This is a genomic window from Pseudomonas gregormendelii, assembly GCF_017114825.1.
Lineage (GTDB): Bacteria > Pseudomonadota > Gammaproteobacteria > Pseudomonadales > Pseudomonadaceae > Aquipseudomonas > Aquipseudomonas gregormendelii.
In genome coordinates this window covers 75,963-94,565 of the sequence record NZ_JADEVO010000022.1, presented here as the reverse complement: position 1 = coordinate 94,565, position 18,603 = coordinate 75,963, and the positions used below count along the sequence as shown (strand labels likewise).

Sequence of the window (18,603 nt, the reverse complement as noted above, 5' to 3'; positions counted from 1 at the left end):
ATGGTGAGAGAGGCGATCCTAATCTACAACCAGGAGCGCCCGCACCTGTCCTTGAAATACAAAACGCCCGATGCGGTGCATCGGGCGTTGGGGTGAAACAGGTGTAAACCTATTTCAGGACTAGACACACCAATCCCACAGTATTCTTGTATGCCCCTTACATCTCCACCTGCGTCCCCAACTCAATCACCCGATTCAACGGCAGATTGAAAAACCGCAAATTGCCATTGGCGTTCTGCAACATGAATGCGAACAGCGCCTCGCGCCAGCGGGCCATGCCTTCGAGTTTGGAGGCGATCACCGTCTCGCGGCTGAGGAAGTAAGTGGTACGCATCGGGCTGAAGTCGAGGTCATCGAGATGGCACAGCTTCAGCGCTTGCGGCACGTCCGGCTCGTCGACGAAGCCAAAGTGCAGGATGACCCGGAAGAACCCCTCACCGTGGGACTCCACCTCAAAGCGTCTGCTCGGCGGCACCCGCGGGATATCCTCGTAGACCACGGTCAGCAGCACCACTTGCTCATGCAGCACCTGGTTGTGCAGCAGGTTGTGCAATAGCGCATGGGGTACGGCGTCCGGGCGGGCCGTCAGGAACACGGCCGTGCCCTGGACCCGGTGCGGTGGCTGCACGCTGATGCTGCTGATAAAGATCGGCAGCGGCAGGCCGCCCTCGTCCAAGCGCTCCACCAGCAACTGCTTGCCGCGCTTCCAGGTGGTCATCAGCACGAACAGGGCGATACCGGCAATGACCGGGAACGCCCCGCCCTGGACGATTTTCGGCACGTTGGCCGCGAAGTACAGACCATCCACCAGGAGGAAGCCAAACAACAGCGGCACGGCGAGCACCGGCGGCCATTTCCACAGCAGCAGAATCACCGCCGCCACCAGAATGGTCGTCATCAACATGGTGCCGGTTACGGCCACGCCATATGCCGAGGCCAGCGCACCAGAGGACTCAAAGCCAAGCACCAGCAGGATCACGCCGACCATCAACGACCAGTTCACAGCGCCGATGTAGATCTGGCCCTGTTCGGCGCTGGAGGTGTGCTGGATGTGCATGCGCGGGATGTAACCCAGCTGGATCGCCTGGCGGGTCAGGGAGAACGCGCCGGAAATCACTGCCTGGGAAGCGATTACGGTGGCCAGGGTCGACAAGCCCACTAACGGGATCAACGCCCAGCTTGGCGCCAGTAGATAGAAAGGGTTGCGAGCGGCTTCAGGATAGCCAAGCAGCAAGGCACCCTGGCCGAAGTAGTTCAGCACCAAAGCCGGCAACACCAGGATGAACCAGGCGCGGGCGATAGGCTTGCGACCAAAATGCCCCATGTCGGCGTACAAGGCTTCGGCACCGGTCAAGGCCAGTACCACGGCACCGAGGATCGCCACGCCCATGCCCGGATGCACGATAAAGAAGCGCACGCCCCACACCGGGTTCATTGCCTGCAGCACTTCGGGGTGCTGCAAGATGCCGTGGACACCCAGGGCGCCGAGCACCAGGAACCAGGTGACCATGATCGGCCCGAACAGAATGCCGATGCGCGCCGTACCGTGCCGCTGAATCAGGAACAACCCCACCAGCACTACCAATGACAGCGGCACCACCCAGTGGTCGATGCCGTCGAAAGCCAGCCCAAGGCCTTCGATCGCCGACAGCACGGAAATCGCCGGGGTGATCATGCTGTCGCCGTAGAACAGCGCCGCGCCGATCAGGCCACAGACCACCAACAGGCTGCGCAACCTGGCATGCCCGGCTGCGGCGCGCCGGGCCAGGGCCGTCAGCGCCATGATCCCGCCCTCGCCCTGGTTGTCGGCGCGCAGCACGAACATCATGTATTTGATCGAGACCACCCAGATCAGCGACCAGAAAATCAGCGCCAGGATGCCCAACACCCCGTCGTGGTTGACCGGCACACCATAGCCACCGGAGAACACTTCTTTAAGGGTGTACAGCGGACTCGTGCCGATATCGCCGTAAACCACCCCGACCGCCGCGACCAGCATGCCGATCGGCTTTGCTGCCGAATGCTCGGCGCCCGCCGCCTGACTACTTGCCTGCCCCATCCAAAACTCCTGCTACTCAGACCTGGACTACTGATAAGAAGCACTATGCTCTGCCCTGAGCATGCGCTGTTTTACTTCACGTTACAGACGTTTTCTTGACTGTAAGTAATCGGTAAAGCATCAAGGCGCGAAGCATAGCGCAGCACTCGTCGCATTTCCCTGCATAAAGCTGGTCAAGCGCGCGTCCCATCGCTAGAATTGCGCACTTTTTGATCAGAGACGCCACAAAGCGTCCGTCAGCCGCCTCGCCCTACCGGGCGCAGTCGTCACAAATACCGAGGTTAGACATGTCCACCACTCCTGCGCCGGCCAATCCAAAAGTTGGCTTCGTATCCCTGGGTTGCCCCAAAGCATTGGTCGACTCCGAGCGCATCCTTACCCAGCTGCGCATGGAAGGTTATGACGTGGTGTCCACTTATCAGGACGCCGACGTGGTGGTGGTCAACACCTGTGGCTTCATTGACTCGGCCAAGGCCGAATCCCTGGAAGTGATTGGCGAAGCCATCAAGGAAAACGGCAAGGTTATCGTGACCGGCTGCATGGGCGTCGAAGAAGGCAACATTCGCAGTATTCACCCAAGCGTGCTGTCGGTGACCGGTCCACAGCAGTACGAACAAGTGGTCAACGCCGTGCACGACGCCGTGCCGCCGCGCCAGGACCACAACCCGCTGATCGACCTGGTGCCGCCACAAGGGATCAAACTGACCCCGCGCCACTACGCCTACCTGAAGATTTCCGAAGGCTGCAATCACAGCTGCAGCTTCTGCATCATCCCGTCGATGCGCGGCAAGCTGGTCAGCCGTCCCATCGGTGATGTGCTCGACGAAGCCCAGCGGCTGGTCAAGGCCGGCGTCAAGGAGCTGCTGGTGATCTCGCAAGACACCAGCGCCTACGGCGTCGACGTGAAGTACCGCACCGGTTTCTGGAACGGCGCCCCGGTCAAGACCCGCATGACCGAACTGTGCGAAGCCCTCGGCTCCATGGGCGTGTGGGTCCGCCTGCACTACGTTTACCCATACCCGCACGTCGACGAGCTGATTCCGCTGATGGCCGCCGGGAAAATCCTGCCGTACCTGGACATCCCGTTCCAGCACGCCAGCCCGAAAGTCCTGAAGTCGATGAAACGCCCGGCCTTCGAAGACAAGACCCTGGCGCGCATCAAGAACTGGCGCGAGATCTGCCCGGACCTGATCATCCGCTCGACCTTCATCGTCGGCTTCCCTGGCGAAACCGAAGAAGACTTCCAGTACCTGCTGAACTGGCTGACAGAAGCCCAGCTCGATCGCGTTGGCTGCTTCCAGTACTCGCCGGTCGACGGCGCTCCGGCCAACGACATGGACCTGGAGATCGTGCCCGACGACATCAAGCAGGATCGTTGGGACCGCTTCATGGCGCATCAGCAAGCCATCAGCTCGGCTCGCCTGCAAATGCGCGTCGGCCGCGAAATCGAAGTACTGGTCGATGAAGTCGACGAGCAAGGCGCCGTCGGTCGCTGTTTCTTCGATGCCCCGGAAATCGACGGCAACGTATTCATCGACAACGGCAGCAACCTGAAGCCGGGCGACAAGGTCTGGTGCAAAGTGACCGACGCCGACGAATACGACCTGTGGGCTGAACAGATCTAAAGCGAAAGATGTAAAAGCCCTGCTCTTGTGACGAGATGCGGGGCTTTTTTACGTCTATCGTTTGTGATGAAAGGATTCGTTACGTTTACTCCGCAAGAGGCAACAGGCCATGCGCCATCATTCGGTCATTCATACACCGAAACTCAGTGACTACACAGAACTCACAAAGGTCTGGGAAGACTCGGTGCGCGCCACCCATGACTTTCTGCCGCAAAGCTACATCGAACTGCTGAAGAACCTGGTGCTGACCCGCTACCTGGATGCAGTCATGCTGATCTGCACCAAGGACGCCCAGCAGCGCATCACCGGGTTTGCCGGGGTCGCCGGGGGCAAGATCGAAATGCTCTTCATCGACCCGGTTCACCGCGGCCAGGGCCTGGGCAAGCAGTTGTTGCGTTATGCCATGGAACACCTGAACGCCTATGAACTGGACGTCAACGAACAGAACCCGCAGGCGCTGGGGTTCTATTTCAAGCAGGGCTTCGAGGTCGTCGGTCGCACCGAGCATGACGGGATGGGGCAGCCTTATCCGTTACTGCATATGCGCTTGCGCCAAGACCAGCAACGCTCACAACATGCCTGACGCCATAAAATTCCTGTGGGAGCTGGCTTGCCAGCGATGCAGGCGCTGCGATGTGTCAGATGGACCGAGGTGATGCAATCGCTGGCAAGCCAGCTCCCAAGGGAAATTGAACCGTATTGAAATGGACCCGCGATTAACCGGCGCCCAGCAGGTACAATGCCCACCCCTTTTTTGTTACGGCCCTGTCATGACTGACCCGATTCGTCTCTCCAAACGCCTCATCGAACTCGTCGGCTGCTCCCGTCGGGAGGCTGAGCTGTTCATCGAGGGCGGCTGGGTCACCGTGGACGGTGAAGTCATCGACGAGCCGCAATTCAAGGTCGACACCCAGAAAGTCGAGCTCGACCCCGAAGCCAAGGCCACTGCGCCGGAGCCGGTGACCATTCTGTTCAACGTCCCGGCGGGCATGGACGCGGAAACGGCCATGGGCACCATCAGCGCCGAGACCCTGAGCGAAGAACACCGCTTCAGCAAACGCCCGCTCAAGGGCCACTTCCTGCGCCTGACCGCCAGCACCGACCTGCAGGCCAATGCCAGCGGCCTGCTGGTGTTCACCCAGGACTGGAAAATCCTGCGCAAGCTGACGGCCGACTCCGCCAAGATCGAGCAAGAGTATGTGGTCGAGGTTGAAGGCGACATGGTTGCTCACGGCCTGAACCGCCTCAACCACGGCCTGACCTACAAAGGTAAGGAGCTGCCGCCGGTGAAGGCCAGCTGGCAGAACGAGAATCGCCTGCGGTTTGCGATGAAAAATCCACAACCAGGCGTGATCGCCATGTTCTGCCAGGCCGTTGGCCTGAAGGTCGTTGCCATCCGTCGCATCCGCATCGGCGGAGTGTCCATTGGCAAAGTGCCATTGGGGCAATGGCGCTACCTGTCCGGCAAAGAGAAGTTCTAGGCTTTTCACGCCGCCCTACATTTCGGCGCCGCGATTTGAGCGGCGCCCACTGCTGAATATCAGGACTGCACACCATGATCCACAACGACGTACTGCGCAGCGTGCGCTACATGCTCGACATCAGCGACAAGAAAGTCATCGAGATCATCAAGCTCGGCGGCATGGACGTGAGCCTGGAAGATCTGCTGACTTATCTGGACAAGAAAGAGGAAGACGAAGAAGGCTTCGTTCGTTGCCCGGATGAAGTCATGGCGCATTTCCTCGATGGCCTGGTGATCTTCAAGCGCGGTAAAGACGAAAGCCGTCCGCCACAGCCGATCGAAACGCCGGTCACCAACAACATCATCCTGAAGAAACTGCGCGTGGCCTTCGAACTGAAAGAAGACGACATGCACGCCATCCTCAAGGCTGCCGAGTTCCCGGTGTCCAAGCCTGAGCTGAGCGCACTGTTCCGCAAGTTCGGCCACACCAACTACCGCCCGTGCGGCGACCAGTTGCTGCGCAACTTCCTCAAGGGCCTGACCCTGCGCGTGCGCCCGCAATAATTGCAAGGCGGGAGCAAAGCTTGCTCGCCCGCTCCCACAGGTTCTGTGGGAGCAAGGCTTGCCGGCGATGACGAACTGCCTGGCGCCACCGGTTAAACGGTTGATCGGGTTATCATGCCCACCCATTCCCGCCTCGACCCCACCCCATGACCTACAGCGTTTCCCCTATTGGTTTCGTGCGCTCCTGCTTCAAGGAGAAGTTCGCCATCCCGCGCCAACCGCAACTGGCTCCTGCCGCACGCGGCGTATTGGAGTTGGTGGCGCCATTCGATCAGGGTGAGGCCGTGCAGGGCCTGGAGCAGGTCAGCCACGTGTGGCTGCTGTTCCTGTTCCACCAGGCGCTGGAAGACAAGCCACGGCTGAAAGTCCGCCCGCCTCGTCTGGGCGGCAACAAATCCATGGGGGTTTTCGCCACGCGCGCGACGCATCGACCCAATGGCATTGGCCAGTCAGTGGTCAAGCTGGACAAGGTCGAAGCCGATCGCCTGTGGATATCCGGCATCGATTTGCTCGATGGCACGCCGATTCTCGACATAAAACCTTACGTGCCTTACGCCGACATCATCGACACGGCCTCCAACAGCATCGCCAGCGCTGCGCCGCCTCTGATTGCCGTGCAGTGGGTGGATTCGGCGCTGCAGCAGGCCCATGGCCACGCTCAGCGGCTTGAGGAGCCCCTGGTCGAGCTTATCGAACAGTGTATGGCACAGGATCCGCGCCCGGCGTACCAGACACCTGCACCACAGAGGGAATATGGCGCGCAGTTCTGGGATGTGGATGTGCGCTGGCATTACCCCGAGGCGGGCGTGATCCGCGTGCTCGAAGTCATACCCGCATCCAACTTGTAGGAGCTGCCGAAGGCCGCGATCTTTTGACCTTGATCTTCTTTCCCGAATTTCAAGAGCAAAAGATCGCAGCCTTCGGCAGCTCCTACTTGAAATTGTCGGACATAAAAATGCCCCCATTGCCTGAGCAGGCTATGGGGGCATTTTAGTGATGCGAATGGCTTACTTCTCGACGAACGCACGCTCGATCAGGTAATCACCCGGCTCGCGCATCCGCGGCGAAACCTTCAGGCCGAAGCTGTTCAACACTTCGCTGGTCTCGTCGAGCATGCTCGGGCTGCCGCACAGCATGGCGCGGTCGTCCTGCGGGTTGATCGGCGGCAGGCCGATATCGCTGAACAACTTGCCGCTGCGCATCAAGTCGGTCAGGCGACCTTCGTTTTCGAATGGCTCGCGGGTCACGGTCGGGTAGTAGATCAACTTGTCACGCAGGGCCTCGCCGAAAAACTCGTTCTGCGGCAAGTGCTCGGTGATGAATTCGCGGTAAGCGACTTCATTGACGTAACGTACGCCGTGGCACAGGATCACTTTCTCGAAACGCTCGTAGGTTTCCGGATCCTGGATGACGCTCATGAATGGCGCCAGACCGGTACCGGTGCTGAGCAGGTACAGGTGCTTGCCCGGTTTCAGATCATCGAGTACCAGCGTGCCGGTAGGCTTCTTGCTGATGATGATCTCGTCGCCTTCCTTCAGGTGCTGCAACTGGGAAGTCAGCGGGCCATCAGGCACCTTGATGCTGAAGAACTCGAGATGCTCTTCCCAGTTCGGGCTGGCGATCGAGTAAGCGCGCATGAGCGGCCGGCCGTTGGGCTGTTGCAGGCCGATCATCACGAACTGACCGTTCTCGAAGCGCAGACCCGGGTCGCGGGTGCACTTGAAGCTGAACAGAGTGTCGTTCCAGTGATGAACACTGAGGACACGCTCGTGGTTCATGTTGCTCATGTACGGGGGACTCCTGGAGATTTTGCCTGCGCCGGTGATGTGCGCAATTGCATCGCATTCTAATGGCAGCGACAATATCTGTTAAATGGATTATTAAGATAAGGGTTATCGGTTATATAGATATGCGATTTACTCTCCGTCAACTGCAAGTCTTCGTCGCTGTCGCCCAGCAGGAAAGCGTATCCCGTGCTGCGGGACTGCTCAACCTCTCACAATCGGCGGCAAGCACTTCGATCACCGAACTGGAGCGCCAGTCCAGCTGCCAGCTGTTCGACCGCGCGGGTAAACGGCTGAGCCTCAATGCCCTCGGCAAACAGCTGCTGCCCCAGGCTGTGGCCCTGCTCGACCAGGCCAAGGAAATCGAAGACCTGCTCAACGGCAAGTCCGGTTTCGGCTCCCTGGCAGTCGGCGCCACCCTGACCATCGGCAATTACCTGGCCACCCTGCTGATTGGCAGCTTCATGCAGCGTCATCCTGAAAGCCAGGTGAAGCTGCATGTGCAGAACACTGCCAACATCGTGCAACAGGTCGCGCACTATGAAATTGATCTGGGTCTAATCGAAGGCGACTGCAGCCACCCGGACATCGAAGTGCAGAGCTGGGTCGAGGATGAATTGGTGGTGTTCTGTGCGCCCCAGCATCCTTTGGCCATACGCGGTACGGCGAGCATGGACGAGCTGTCGCAAGAAGCCTGGATCCTTCGGGAACAGGGCTCCGGCACGCGCCTGACGTTTGACCAGGCCATGCGACATCATCGCAGTGCGCTGAATATCCGTCTGGAACTGGAACACACCGAAGCGATCAAGCGCGCGGTCGAGTCAGGCCTGGGAATTGGCTGCATCTCGAGGCTGGCACTGCGTGATGCATTCCGGCGCGGCAGCCTGGTAGCGGTGGAAACCCCGGATCTGGACCTGGCGCGACAGTTCTATTTCATCTGGCACAAACAGAAATACCAGACCTCGGCGATGCGCGAGTTCCTCGACCTGTGCCGCGCCTTCACCGCCGGGGTCCAGCGCAGCGACGAGATCGTCCTGCCCACCATTGCTTAAAGCAGGATGACTGCCCAGACCAGCGCGATCATGGTCAGTGCCACGAACTGCGCGGCGCTGCCCATGTCCTTGGCATTCTTGGACAGCGGGTGCAATTCAAGCGAGATGCGGTCAATGGCCGCTTCCACGGCGGAATTGAGCAGTTCGACGATCAGCGCCAGCAGGCAAACGGCGATCAACAACGCCTGTTCCACCCGGCTGACATTCAAAAAGAACGACAGCGGTATCAGAATGACGTTAAGCAGCACCAACTGGCGGAATGCCGCCTCACCGGTGAAGGCCGCGCGCAGCCCATCCAGTGAATAACCCGAAGCGTTGAGGATGCGTTTGAGGCCGGTCTGGCCTTTGAAAGGAGACATAGAGTTAGCAACTGCACCAAAAAGGAGTGGGAAAGCTAGACCAGTGAAAGTCAAAAAAGCGTGAACGAGCCGGGTTTAATGGCTCGAAATTGACTCAAGTTGTTGCAAGAGCAACGCCGCCTGGGTGCGAGTGCGCACATTCAGCTTGCGAAAGATGGCGGTGACATGTGCCTTGATGGTGGCTTCCGAGACGCTCAGTTCATAAGCGATCTGTTTGTTCAGCAAACCTTCACACACCATGGTCAACACCCGGAACTGCTGGGGCGTGAGGCTGGCCAGGCCTTCGCTTGCCGCCTTGGCTTCGGCGGAGACACTGACCGCCTCAAAGGCCTGCGGGGGCCAGAACACATCGCCGTCCAATACCGCCCTGACGGCCTTTTGAATGACGCTCAGGTCGCTGGACTTGGGAATGAAGCCACTGGCCCCGAACTCGCGAGACTTGACCATGATCGAGGCCTCTTCCTGGGCCGACACCATCACCACCGGAATCTGCGGGTATTGCCCGCGCAACAGCACCAGGCCGGAAAATCCGTAAGCGCCTGGCATGTTCAAGTCGAGCAGAACCAGGTCCCAGTCGGACTTTTCGTCCAGGCGGGTCTCCAGTTCGGCAATACTCGCCACCTCCACCAGCCGGACTTCGGGGCCCAGGCCGAGGGTCAACGCCTGATGCAATGCGCTACGGAACAGTGGGTGGTCATCGGCAATCAGGATTTCGTATGTGGCCATTTTTCAAATGATCCTGTTTTTCAAACAACTCAAGGTACAGCCACGGAGCTGCACCAACAGGGCACGTTCAACGTCAATCACAAGCTAAAACGGCGTCTCAAACCTTGGCCGCGCCCCAATCGGCGCCAAGCATGCCCAGCGAAACCGGGGTGGTCAAGGTGCATGGCCAGTACAGATCTTTACAGTATGGGCGACAATCAGCCCAAGGCAGCAGAACCGTTCTGCACGAAGGGCATCAGCTCGGCATGTGCGGGGGTAGAAACATTCATGTCCAGCTGGTGCTTGGCATCGAGGTAGTGCTGGCTGAACACGTCGAAATAAGCGTCCAGTGCCGATGCGGCCGCCACATCGCCGGCCAGATCCAGACACAGCGCCGCCACTTCGGCCGTACACAAATGTTCGCTACGCGTCGACCGGCGCAGGCGATAGCGTGACAGTTTCTCGGGCAGCAGGCTGAGGATCGGGAGCGCATCAAAGTACGGGCTTTTACGGAAGATCTTCCGCGCCTCGGTCCAGGTCGCGTCCAATAGAATGAACAGTGGGCGCTTGGCGCTATCGACCTCGACGGTGTTCGTTACCCGCTCAGGCTCGACATACTCGCCCGGAAACACCAGATACGGTTGCCATTGCGGGTCGCGCAGCAACGCCAGCAACTTCGGGTCGGTTTCAGTACGTGACCAGATGAATGCATGGTTGTCGCGCACCACGTCGGCAATCAGCCACCCGGTGTTGCTGGGCTTGAAGACTTCCTTGTTGGTCATGATCAGGCACACGCCGGAGCGCGCATCGACCTGCGGGCGCCAGGCACACAGGCAGTGGCTTTCGATCACGCGACAGGCGCGGCAGCGAGTGGCCCTCCAGCCCCGGGCCTGTATCGGCTTGATGCCCTCTTCCTCACGCTGATCGCGCAAAAGGGCAACGGCATTCGCCGCAAAGAGAGGGGCAGAAGGGATTATCGACACGAACAACACTCGGCTGGGCATAAAGTAGTGGCAGTTTATCAGAGCAGCCCGCGCAAGCCTGTACCGTCCAGGCCTCGTCCCCTATAATTCGCCGCCACTGAACGCACAGTCATGTGACGGGTCGAACCACCAGTCACTGAACCAGGAGAGTTTCATGCTGCGCTTTATCGTTCCTACCGCTGCCATTTTGCTGGCGTCGTCCTTCAACGCCCAGGCCGCTTCCTTGAAAGACATGGAACTGAGCAAAATGCTGCAAAACGTTGCCGCTCAAAGCAGCGTCGGCACTCCGCGGGCAATCAATGAAGACATTCTCGATCAGGGTTACACCGTTGAAGGCAAAGAGCTGATCAACCACCTGAGCGTGCAGAGCACTCACGCCGACAAGATGCGCGCCGACCCGAAGGCTGTTTATTTCCAGCTGGGCTCCACCGTCTGCAACAACCCGGGCTTTCGCAAGCTGATGGCCAAAGGCGCGATCATGCGTTACGAATTCACCGAGGTTAAGACCAACCGTCCGGTCGCCAGCGAGCGTTTCCAGGAATCGGATTGCCCGAAAGTCAATCAGAAGAAAAAGTGATCATCGGCAATTAGCGCGTCGCTGTTCGTCCTCGGCGCGCAATTCCGCTATAAGGGCCTGCAAGTAACGCGAACGACGCTGGCCACCTGCAAGACGCCGGCAGCACTCTTCCTCAAGACTCAAATGGTTGGTCTCGGCTGATACCTTGAGCAATCGATACAGCTGCGTATCGATTTCCAGAATGACCTTGGTCATAGCTTCCCGCCTCCCTGCCCTTTCGCCCCAACTGCGCGATAAATCCTTTGAGTTACCTGTACCGTGCGTCTTGCCCCTGCGCAAAACGGTCGCGTCACGCCTGTTAGTAAGTAAATCAGAGCGCTGAACTCTCGGATCAGGTTCAGACGAGTGGTGAAATCACTTCTCGAATCGTTAATAAGCGATTGCCATGAAAGACTTTGCGGCGCAATGATCAAGTCAGCGCGAATCCTCGCCAAGGACTAGATTTAGAGTAATCACCACTACATCTTTGGGCCGGGAAGGAGCCGCCCGTCATGGATTTTTGAAGTTGCGAACGTTTTTTTCATTCACCGAAAAAAACCAGAGCCCGCACGCAAGGAGAAGTTGAATGCCTTACCAACCGAATGACCTCCTTAGCCGTCATTTTGCAGAAAGCGGCCACGACCTCACCAGCAAGGTCGAAGAACTCCTCAACCTGGTTTCACCTGCCAGCCCGAACTCCCCGATCTACCGAGACATGATCCTCACCGTGCTGCGCATGGCGCAGGAAGACCACAACCGCTGGAATGCCAAGATCACCCTGCAGGCCCTGCGCGAACTGGAACACGCCTTTCGCGTACTGGAACAGTTCAAGGGACGACGCAAAGTCACGGTTTACGGTTCTGCCCGCACACCTGTGGAAAACCCTCTGTACGCAATGGCTCGCGAGCTGGGCGCTGCGCTGGCGCGTTCAGACCTGATGGTGATCACGGGCGCCGGTGGCGGGATAATGGCGGCAGCCCACGAAGGCGCCGGCCTTGAACACAGCCTTGGCTTCAATATCACACTGCCCTTCGAGCAGCACGCCAACCCGACCGTCCGGGGCACGACCAACCTGCTGTCATTTCACTTCTTCTTCACGCGCAAGCTGTTCTTCGTCAAGGAGGCCAATGCGCTGGTGCTCTGCCCCGGAGGTTTCGGCACCCTGGATGAAGCCCTGGAAGTACTGACATTGATCCAGACCGGCAAGAGCCCTCTGGTGCCGGTGATACTGCTGGATGCGCCAGGCGGTACTTTCTGGCAGGGCGCGCTGGACTTCATTCACCATCAGCTCGCAGAAAATCGCTACATACTGCCCACCGATATGAAGCTCGTCAGCCTGGTCTACAGCGCCGAAGAAGCGGTGGAACAGATCAATCAGTTCTACAGCAACTTCCACTCCAGTCGCTGGCTCAAGCACCAGTTCATCATTCGCATGAACCACAGGTTGAGCGACCAGGCACTCGACCATATGCAGGAAGCGTTCGCCGATCTGTGCCTGAGCGACCATTTCCATCAACACGCCTACAGCGGCGAAGAACACGACGACGAACAGTTCAGCCACCTGGCACGACTGGCGTTCACCTTCAATGCGCGGGATCACGGACGTCTGCGCGAACTGGTGGATTACATCAACCTGCCGGAAAACTGGGCACAACCCAAACCCCAGGCTCAACAGCGCACGCGGGAACCTTCAAAGGTGACGTGATGCGAATAAAAAAGGCCCGCTATCACTGGCGGGCCTTTTTCATTTAATCGTCCATCCCTCGACCGCTGAACAGCCGACTGATCATTTCCATCGAATAGCCGCGATAATTCAGGAAACGCCCCTGCTTGGCGCGCTCCCTGGCATCGATGGGTAGATGCCCGGCAAACTTGCGCCGCCAGGTTTCTTCCAGCTGATCGTGCCAACTGATCCCGCTCTCGCGCAGAGCGAGCTCGATATCGGCGCGCTGCAGGCCACGCTGGCTCAGTTCTTCACGGATACGCAGCGGGCCGTAACCCGAGCGGGCACGATAGGACACGAAGCTTTCAAGGTAACGGGATTCGGACAACAAACCCTCTTCCGTCAGACGGTCGAGTGCAGTGTCGATCATTTCAGGGAGAGCGCCGCGCTGACGCAGCTTACGCGTCAGCTCGACTCGACCATGCTCGCGTCGCGCGAGCAGGTCCATTGCGGTTCGCCGCACTGCGACGAGTGTATCGAGTACGGCGGTCATCGGATCAATCAAACATCTACATCAACCAGGTCATCTGCTTTCACCCGATCTGCCAACGCTTTGACGTCTGGTGCCGGACTCAGCAGTTTGTCGCGCAGCTGCTTCTCAAGTTTCGCCGCGATTTCCGGGTTGTCTGCCAGGAACTTGGCCGAGTTGGCCTTGCCCTGACCGATCTTGGTGCCTTCATAGGCATACCAGGCACCGGACTTCTCGACAAAACCATGCAGTACGCCCAAGTCGATCATCTCGCCATTGAGATAGATGCCCTTGCCGTAAAGGATCTGGAATTCAGCCTGACGGAACGGCGAAGCCACCTTGTTCTTCACAACCTTGACGCGGGTTTCGCTACCAACGACTTCATCACCTTCTTTCACCGCGCCAGTACGACGGATGTCCAGGCGAACCGAAGCGTAGAACTTCAGCGCGTTACCACCGGTGGTGGTTTCCGGGCTGCCGAACATGACGCCGATTTTCATCCGGATCTGGTTAATGAAGATAACCAGGCAGTTGGCGTTCTTGATGTTACCGGTGATTTTACGCAGGGCCTGGGACATCAGACGGGCTTGCAGGCCAACGTGCATGTCACCCATTTCGCCTTCGATCTCGGCCTTTGGAACCAATGCAGCCACGGAGTCAACGATGATCACGTCAACTGCGTTGGAACGCACCAGCATGTCGGTGATTTCCAGGGCTTGTTCGCCCGTGTCCGGCTGGGAAACCAGCAGGTCGTCGACATTGACGCCCAACTTGCCAGCGTACTCCGGGTCGAGTGCGTGCTCGGCGTCGACGAATGCGCAGGTGGCACCGGCTTTTTGCGCCTGGGCGATGACCGACAGCGTCAGTGTGGTTTTACCGGAGGATTCAGGACCGTAGATTTCAACGATACGGCCTTTAGGCAGACCGCCAATGCCGAGCGCGATGTCCAGACCCAGAGAGCCAGTAGAGATAGCCGGGATCGCCTGGCGGTCTTGATCGCCCATACGCATTACGGCACCCTTGCCGAATTGACGTTCGATCTGACCCAGGGCCGCAGCCAAGGCTTTCTTCTTGTTGTCGTCCATTAAAGTCCTCACGTAATCAATAAGGCCTGACGGCCAACACCTGTATAAGTAGACAGTATTATTCCACAGCGCTTCAGGATCGCCTACCCCTGATTTGAGATTTCTGAAGCGGCATGCCGTAGCAGCCCCTCTAGCGCGGCCTTCACCGTTTGTCGGCGGACCTCGTCGCGATTGCCCGGGAAGTGCTGGACCTCGCTGAACAGCTGCTCCCCGACGCCCCAGGCCAGCCAGACCGTACCGACCGGCTTGCTCGCAGATCCGCCATCCGGCCCGGCAACACCGCTGACCGCCACGGCAAAAGTCGCCCGGCTTTTATCCTGGGCGCCCCTGACCATGGCCTCGACCACCTCGCGACTGACCGCGCCTACGGTGGAGAACAGCTCGACAGGCACATTCAGCTGCTCGGTTTTCTGCCGGTTGGAGTAAGTCACGTAACCGGCTTCGAACCATGCCGAACTACCGGGAATCCGGGTAATTGCCTCGGCGATCCCGCCGCCGGTGCACGACTCTGCGGTCGTGACATGAGCATTGAGAACCTGCAGGCGTCTGCCAAGTTCAGCGGCGAGCTGGGTGATTTCTTTCACGGTCATCTCCTTGTCGGGCGGGATAAGCACTACCGTACACGAGCCGATTACGCTTGCAAGGCGCGCCCCCCATCAAAAATGTGAGGAAATGCGCGGTGCGCGCGAGGATGGAAGTGCATCGCAGGGCTTTCACTCCTGCGGCGGGCGGACTGCCCATGGTAATCTTGCGCCCATCGCGGAAAAGCCGGGCCGACGTCCCTCCTTTGCCCTACACATTTCAACGAATTTGCCTGATATCCGATGAATAAAGCGCTCTCCGATCTGTCCTCCCACACGCCAATGATGCAGCAGTACTGGCGCCTGAAAAACCAGCACCCCGACCAGCTGATGTTCTACCGCATGGGCGACTTCTACGAGATCTTCTATGAAGATGCGAAGAAAGCCGCCAAATTGCTGGACATCACCCTGACCGCGCGCGGGCAGTCTGCAGGACAAGCGATCCCCATGTGCGGGATTCCTTACCACGCGGCGGAAGGTTACCTGGCGAAACTGGTAAAGCTTGGCGAGTCGGTGGTGATCTGTGAGCAGGTCGGCGACCCGGCCACCAGCAAAGGGCCAGTGGATCGCCAGGTGGTGCGGATCATCACGCCGGGTACGGTGAGCGACGAAGCGCTGCTGGATGAGCGCCGCGACAACCTGATTGCCGCGGTGCTGGGAGACGAGCGCCTGTTTGGCCTGGCCGTGCTGGATATCACCAGCGGCAACTTCACCGTGCTGGAAATAAAGGGCTGGGAAAACCTGCTGGCGGAGCTGGAGCGCGTCAATCCGGTGGAGCTGATGATCCCGGATGACTGGCCAAAGGACCTGCCCGCAGAGAAGCGCCGCGGGGTTCGTCGTCGCGCGCCGTGGGATTTCGAGCGTGATTCGGCGTTTAAAAGCCTGTGCCAGCAGTTCTCCACCCAGGACCTGAAAGGGTTCGGTTGCGAAAACCTGACCCTGGCGATCGGCGCTGCCGGCTGCCTGTTGAGCTACGCCAAGGAAACCCAGCGCACCGCCCTGCCGCACTTGCGCAGCCTGCGACACGAGCGCCTCGACGACACGGTAGTGCTGGATGGTGCAAGCCGGCGCAACCTGGAACTGGACACCAACCTTGCCGGTGGCCGCGACAATACCCTGCAATCGGTGGTTGACCGCTGCCAGACCGCCATGGGTAGCCGTCTGCTGACGCGATGGCTAAACCGTCCGCTTCGCGATCTCAAGGTGCTATTGGCACGCCAGACGTCCATCACCTGCCTGCTTGATGCCTATCGATTCGAACAGCTGCAACCGCAGCTCAAGGAGATTGGCGACATCGAGCGGATTCTGGCGCGGATCGGCCTGCGCAACGCCCGCCCCCGCGACCTCGCCCGCCTGCGAGACGCGCTCGGTGCGCTGCCGCAACTGCAGGTGGCGATGGCTGAACTGGAAGCGCCACACATCATTCAACTGGCCGCGACCACCAGCACCTACCCGGAACTGGCCGCGTTGCTGGAAAAAGCCATCATCGACAACCCGCCGGCGGTTATCCGTGACGGCGGCGTGTTGAAAACCGGCTATGACAGCGAACTTGATGACCTGCAATCCCTGAGCGAGAACGCCGGGCAGTTCCTGATCGATCTGGAAGCGCGGGAAAAAGCCCGTACCGGCCTGTCACACTTGAAAGTGGGTTACAACCGCATTCACGGGTATTTCATCGAACTGCCGAGCAAGCAGGCTGAGTCGGCGCCAGCGGATTACATTCGGCGCCAGACCCTCAAGGGTGCCGAACGCTTCATCACACCGGAACTCAAGGCTTTCGAGGACAAGGCGTTGTCGGCCAAGAGCCGGGCGCTGGCCCGCGAGAAGATGCTGTACGAAGCATTGCTCGAAGACCTGATATCAAAGCTGCCGCCACTGCAGGACACTGCTGCGGCGTTGGCCGAACTGGACGTGCTGAGCAACCTCGCCGAACGTGCTCTGAACCTGGATCTGAACTGCCCGCGCTTCGTCGAAGAGCCGTGCATGCGCATCAGCCAGGGTCGCCACCCAGTGGTCGAGCAAGTGCTGACCACCCCGTTCGTGGCCAACGACCTGAGCCTGGACGACAACACCCGCATGCTGGTGATCACCGGTCCGAACATGGGCGGTAAATCCACCTACATGCGCCAGACCGCCTTGATCGTGCTGCTGGCGCATATCGGCAGTTTTGTTCCGGCAGCCAGTTGTGAGCTGTCGCTGGTCGACCGCATCTTCACGCGGATCGGCTCCAGCGATGACCTGGCTGGCGGGCGCTCGACCTTCATGGTTGAAATGAGCGAAACGGCGAATATCCTGCACAACGCCACCGAGCGCAGCCTGGTACTGATGGACGAAGTCGGACGCGGCACCAGTACGTTCGATGGGTTGTCCCTGGCGTGGGCAGCGGCGGAGCGCCTGGCGTTCCTGCGCGCCTACACCCTGTTCGCTACGCACTACTTCGAACTGACGGTATTGCCCGAGGCCCAGCCCCTGGTCGCCAACGTGCACCTCAACGCCACCGAACATAACGAACGCATCGTGTTCCTGCACCACGTCCTGCCGGGGCCTGCGAGCCAGAGTTATGGCCTGGCCGTGGCACAGTTGGCCGGCGTACCTGGCGAGGTGATTCTGCGTGCCCGCGAGCACCTTGGCCGACTGGAAGCCACCGCCTTGCCGCACGAGGCGCCCAAGCCGGTCAAAGGTAAAAACCGCGCGCCGCAGCAGAGCGACATGTTCGCCAGCCTCCCTCACCCGGTGCTGGATGAACTGGCTAAACTCGACCTGGATGACCTCACGCCACGCAAGGCGCTCGAAATGCTCTATGCACTGAAGACACGGATCTAACGCACTTGCTTGCAAGCTGTTAGAATCTCGCGCGGTTTGGGATGCTGCAGGCTACAGCCAGGCCTGCAGACTATCGCTCCCAAACCTGGCGACCCCAACGTGAAGGGGCTCCGCTGCCGCCGCCTGAGGAGAAAATTAGAAATGACCTTCGTCGTCACCGACAACTGCATCAAGTGCAAGTACACCGACTGCGTAGAAGTCTGTCCGGTGGACTGCTTTTACGAAGGCCCGAATTTCCTGGTGATTCACCCGGATGAGTGCATCGACTGCGCGCTGTGCGAACCAGAATGCCCTGCTGTGGCCATCTTCTCCGAAGATGAAGTCCCGGCCGGCATGGAAAACTTCATCCAGCTGAACATGGAGCTGGCCGAAGTCTGGCCAAACATCACCGAACGCAAGGATCCACTGCCGGATTCTGCGGCATGGGATGGCAAGACAGGCAAGCTCGAACACCTCGAGCGTTGATCTGATCGCGCTCGCGAAAAGGCCCGTTACGGGCCTTTTTTTTAAGATCAAAAGATCTTGCTTTTCTACAGGCAAAAAAAGGGGCGGTTTGACCCGCCCACATTTTTTCCCTAGTCCCTGTTTTCCTTTTCATCATCCTGATGAATCGCATCCTGCGATGTCCTTCCCCTCATCCTGAGGGGCGTGTCTATCCGTCGACACAACCCCGATACTAGACTTTTCCCAGCTATGGGCAACGCCTCTAAAATGCCAAATCGGATCAACAGCCAGCTTGGCATATGAAAATTATTTTCTTAAAATCAAAGACT

Annotated in this window: 19 protein-coding genes; 10 read left to right on the top strand and 9 right to left on the bottom strand. The window is 59.1% G+C overall.

What is annotated here, in order from left to right:
• Window positions 1–157 precede the first annotated feature (157 nt).
• The gene (locus IMW75_RS16450) at window positions 158–2,059 is read right to left on the bottom strand and encodes a potassium transporter Kup (protein ID WP_205893179.1); all 1,902 of its coding nucleotides are present in this window, start codon (window positions 2,057–2,059) and stop codon (window positions 158–160) included.
• Between the two features lie 287 nt (window positions 2,060–2,346).
• Between IMW75_RS16450 and rimO the strand changes: the two genes are divergently transcribed.
• From rimO to tsaA, 5 genes are all read left to right on the top strand, one after another.
• Complete coding sequence (rimO, locus tag IMW75_RS16445; RefSeq protein WP_045061501.1) at window positions 2,347–3,684, top strand: 30S ribosomal protein S12 methylthiotransferase RimO; 1,338 nt, start codon at window positions 2,347–2,349, stop codon at window positions 3,682–3,684.
• 109 nt (window positions 3,685–3,793) lie between these two features.
• Window positions 3,794–4,267 carry a GNAT family N-acetyltransferase gene (locus IMW75_RS16440; protein ID WP_045061502.1) on the top strand — a complete coding sequence of 158 codons (474 nt, stop codon included), beginning with the start codon at window positions 3,794–3,796 and terminating at the stop codon, window positions 4,265–4,267.
• Between the two features lie 187 nt (window positions 4,268–4,454).
• Entirely contained in the window at window positions 4,455–5,165 is a 711-nt protein-coding gene (locus IMW75_RS16435) for an rRNA pseudouridine synthase (RefSeq protein WP_205893178.1), read from the top strand.
• A 74-nt stretch (window positions 5,166–5,239) separates the two neighbouring features.
• Window positions 5,240–5,710 carry a YehS family protein gene (locus tag IMW75_RS16430; RefSeq protein WP_122837713.1) on the top strand — a complete coding sequence of 157 codons (471 nt, stop codon included), beginning with the start codon at window positions 5,240–5,242 and terminating at the stop codon, window positions 5,708–5,710.
• A 146-nt stretch (window positions 5,711–5,856) separates the two neighbouring features.
• Complete coding sequence (gene tsaA / locus IMW75_RS16425) at window positions 5,857–6,558, top strand: tRNA (N6-threonylcarbamoyladenosine(37)-N6)-methyltransferase TrmO (RefSeq protein ID WP_205893177.1); 702 nt, start codon at window positions 5,857–5,859, stop codon at window positions 6,556–6,558.
• 159 nt (window positions 6,559–6,717) lie between these two features.
• On the opposite strand, the gene fpr is transcribed toward tsaA, so the two are convergent.
• Window positions 6,718–7,497, bottom strand: a complete 780-nt coding sequence (fpr, locus tag IMW75_RS16420) for a ferredoxin-NADP reductase (protein ID WP_003443014.1) — start codon at window positions 7,495–7,497, stop codon at window positions 6,718–6,720.
• 122 nt (window positions 7,498–7,619) lie between these two features.
• Here fpr and IMW75_RS16415 point away from each other — a divergent pair, with 122 nt between their 5' ends.
• A complete protein-coding gene (locus IMW75_RS16415) occupies window positions 7,620–8,546 on the top strand; it encodes a LysR family transcriptional regulator (protein ID WP_045057557.1) in 927 nt (308 codons plus the stop codon).
• On the opposite strand, the gene IMW75_RS16410 is transcribed toward IMW75_RS16415, so the two are convergent.
• The 3 genes from IMW75_RS16410 to IMW75_RS16400 all read right to left on the bottom strand — a co-directional run bounded on the left by IMW75_RS16410 (window position 8,543) and on the right by IMW75_RS16400 (window position 10,587).
• Window positions 8,543–8,905: a diacylglycerol kinase gene (locus IMW75_RS16410; protein WP_034149863.1), complete on the bottom strand. Its 363-nt coding sequence runs from the start codon at window positions 8,903–8,905 to the stop codon at window positions 8,543–8,545. The two genes, IMW75_RS16415 and IMW75_RS16410, sit on opposite strands and share 4 nt — an antisense overlap.
• Window positions 8,906–8,980: 75 nt before the next feature.
• Entirely contained in the window at window positions 8,981–9,631 is a 651-nt protein-coding gene (gene erdR / locus IMW75_RS16405; RefSeq protein ID WP_045057556.1) for a response regulator transcription factor ErdR, read from the bottom strand.
• 197 nt (window positions 9,632–9,828) lie between these two features.
• On the bottom strand, window positions 9,829–10,587 hold the full coding sequence (locus IMW75_RS16400; RefSeq protein WP_236695818.1) for a tRNA-uridine aminocarboxypropyltransferase: 759 nt from the start codon (window positions 10,585–10,587) through the stop codon (window positions 9,829–9,831).
• A 160-nt stretch (window positions 10,588–10,747) separates the two neighbouring features.
• Here IMW75_RS16400 and IMW75_RS16395 point away from each other — a divergent pair, with 160 nt between their 5' ends.
• Window positions 10,748–11,170 (top strand): quorum-sensing-regulated virulence factor family protein, encoded by a 423-nt coding sequence (locus IMW75_RS16395; RefSeq protein WP_045057554.1) that lies wholly within the window; start codon window positions 10,748–10,750, stop codon window positions 11,168–11,170.
• Here the strand turns inward: IMW75_RS16395 and IMW75_RS16390 are convergent, their stop codons facing one another.
• On the bottom strand, window positions 11,171–11,365 hold the full coding sequence (locus tag IMW75_RS16390; protein ID WP_045057553.1) for a hypothetical protein: 195 nt from the start codon (window positions 11,363–11,365) through the stop codon (window positions 11,171–11,173).
• A 370-nt stretch (window positions 11,366–11,735) separates the two neighbouring features.
• Here IMW75_RS16390 and IMW75_RS16385 point away from each other — a divergent pair, with 370 nt between their 5' ends.
• Complete coding sequence (locus tag IMW75_RS16385) at window positions 11,736–12,854, top strand: LOG family protein (RefSeq protein WP_205893176.1); 1,119 nt, start codon at window positions 11,736–11,738, stop codon at window positions 12,852–12,854.
• Window positions 12,855–12,897: 43 nt separating this feature from the next.
• Here the strand turns inward: IMW75_RS16385 and recX are convergent, their stop codons facing one another.
• The 3 genes from recX to IMW75_RS16370 all read right to left on the bottom strand — a co-directional run bounded on the left by recX (window position 12,898) and on the right by IMW75_RS16370 (window position 15,010).
• Window positions 12,898–13,365 carry a recombination regulator RecX gene (recX, locus tag IMW75_RS16380; RefSeq protein ID WP_205893175.1) on the bottom strand — a complete coding sequence of 156 codons (468 nt, stop codon included), beginning with the start codon at window positions 13,363–13,365 and terminating at the stop codon, window positions 12,898–12,900.
• 8 nt (window positions 13,366–13,373) lie between these two features.
• Complete coding sequence (recA, locus tag IMW75_RS16375) at window positions 13,374–14,426, bottom strand: recombinase RecA (RefSeq protein ID WP_045057550.1); 1,053 nt, start codon at window positions 14,424–14,426, stop codon at window positions 13,374–13,376.
• An 83-nt stretch (window positions 14,427–14,509) separates the two neighbouring features.
• Window positions 14,510–15,010, bottom strand: a complete 501-nt coding sequence (locus IMW75_RS16370) for a CinA family protein (protein ID WP_045057558.1) — start codon at window positions 15,008–15,010, stop codon at window positions 14,510–14,512.
• Window positions 15,011–15,250: 240 nt separating this feature from the next.
• Between IMW75_RS16370 and mutS the strand changes: the two genes are divergently transcribed.
• Window positions 15,251–17,830, top strand: coding sequence for a DNA mismatch repair protein MutS (gene mutS, locus IMW75_RS16365; protein WP_045057549.1), 2,580 nt, complete (start codon window positions 15,251–15,253; stop codon window positions 17,828–17,830).
• A 141-nt stretch (window positions 17,831–17,971) separates the two neighbouring features.
• Window positions 17,972–18,295, top strand: a complete 324-nt coding sequence (gene fdxA / locus IMW75_RS16360) for a ferredoxin FdxA (RefSeq protein WP_045057548.1) — start codon at window positions 17,972–17,974, stop codon at window positions 18,293–18,295.
• Window positions 18,296–18,603: the final 308 nt, after the last annotated feature.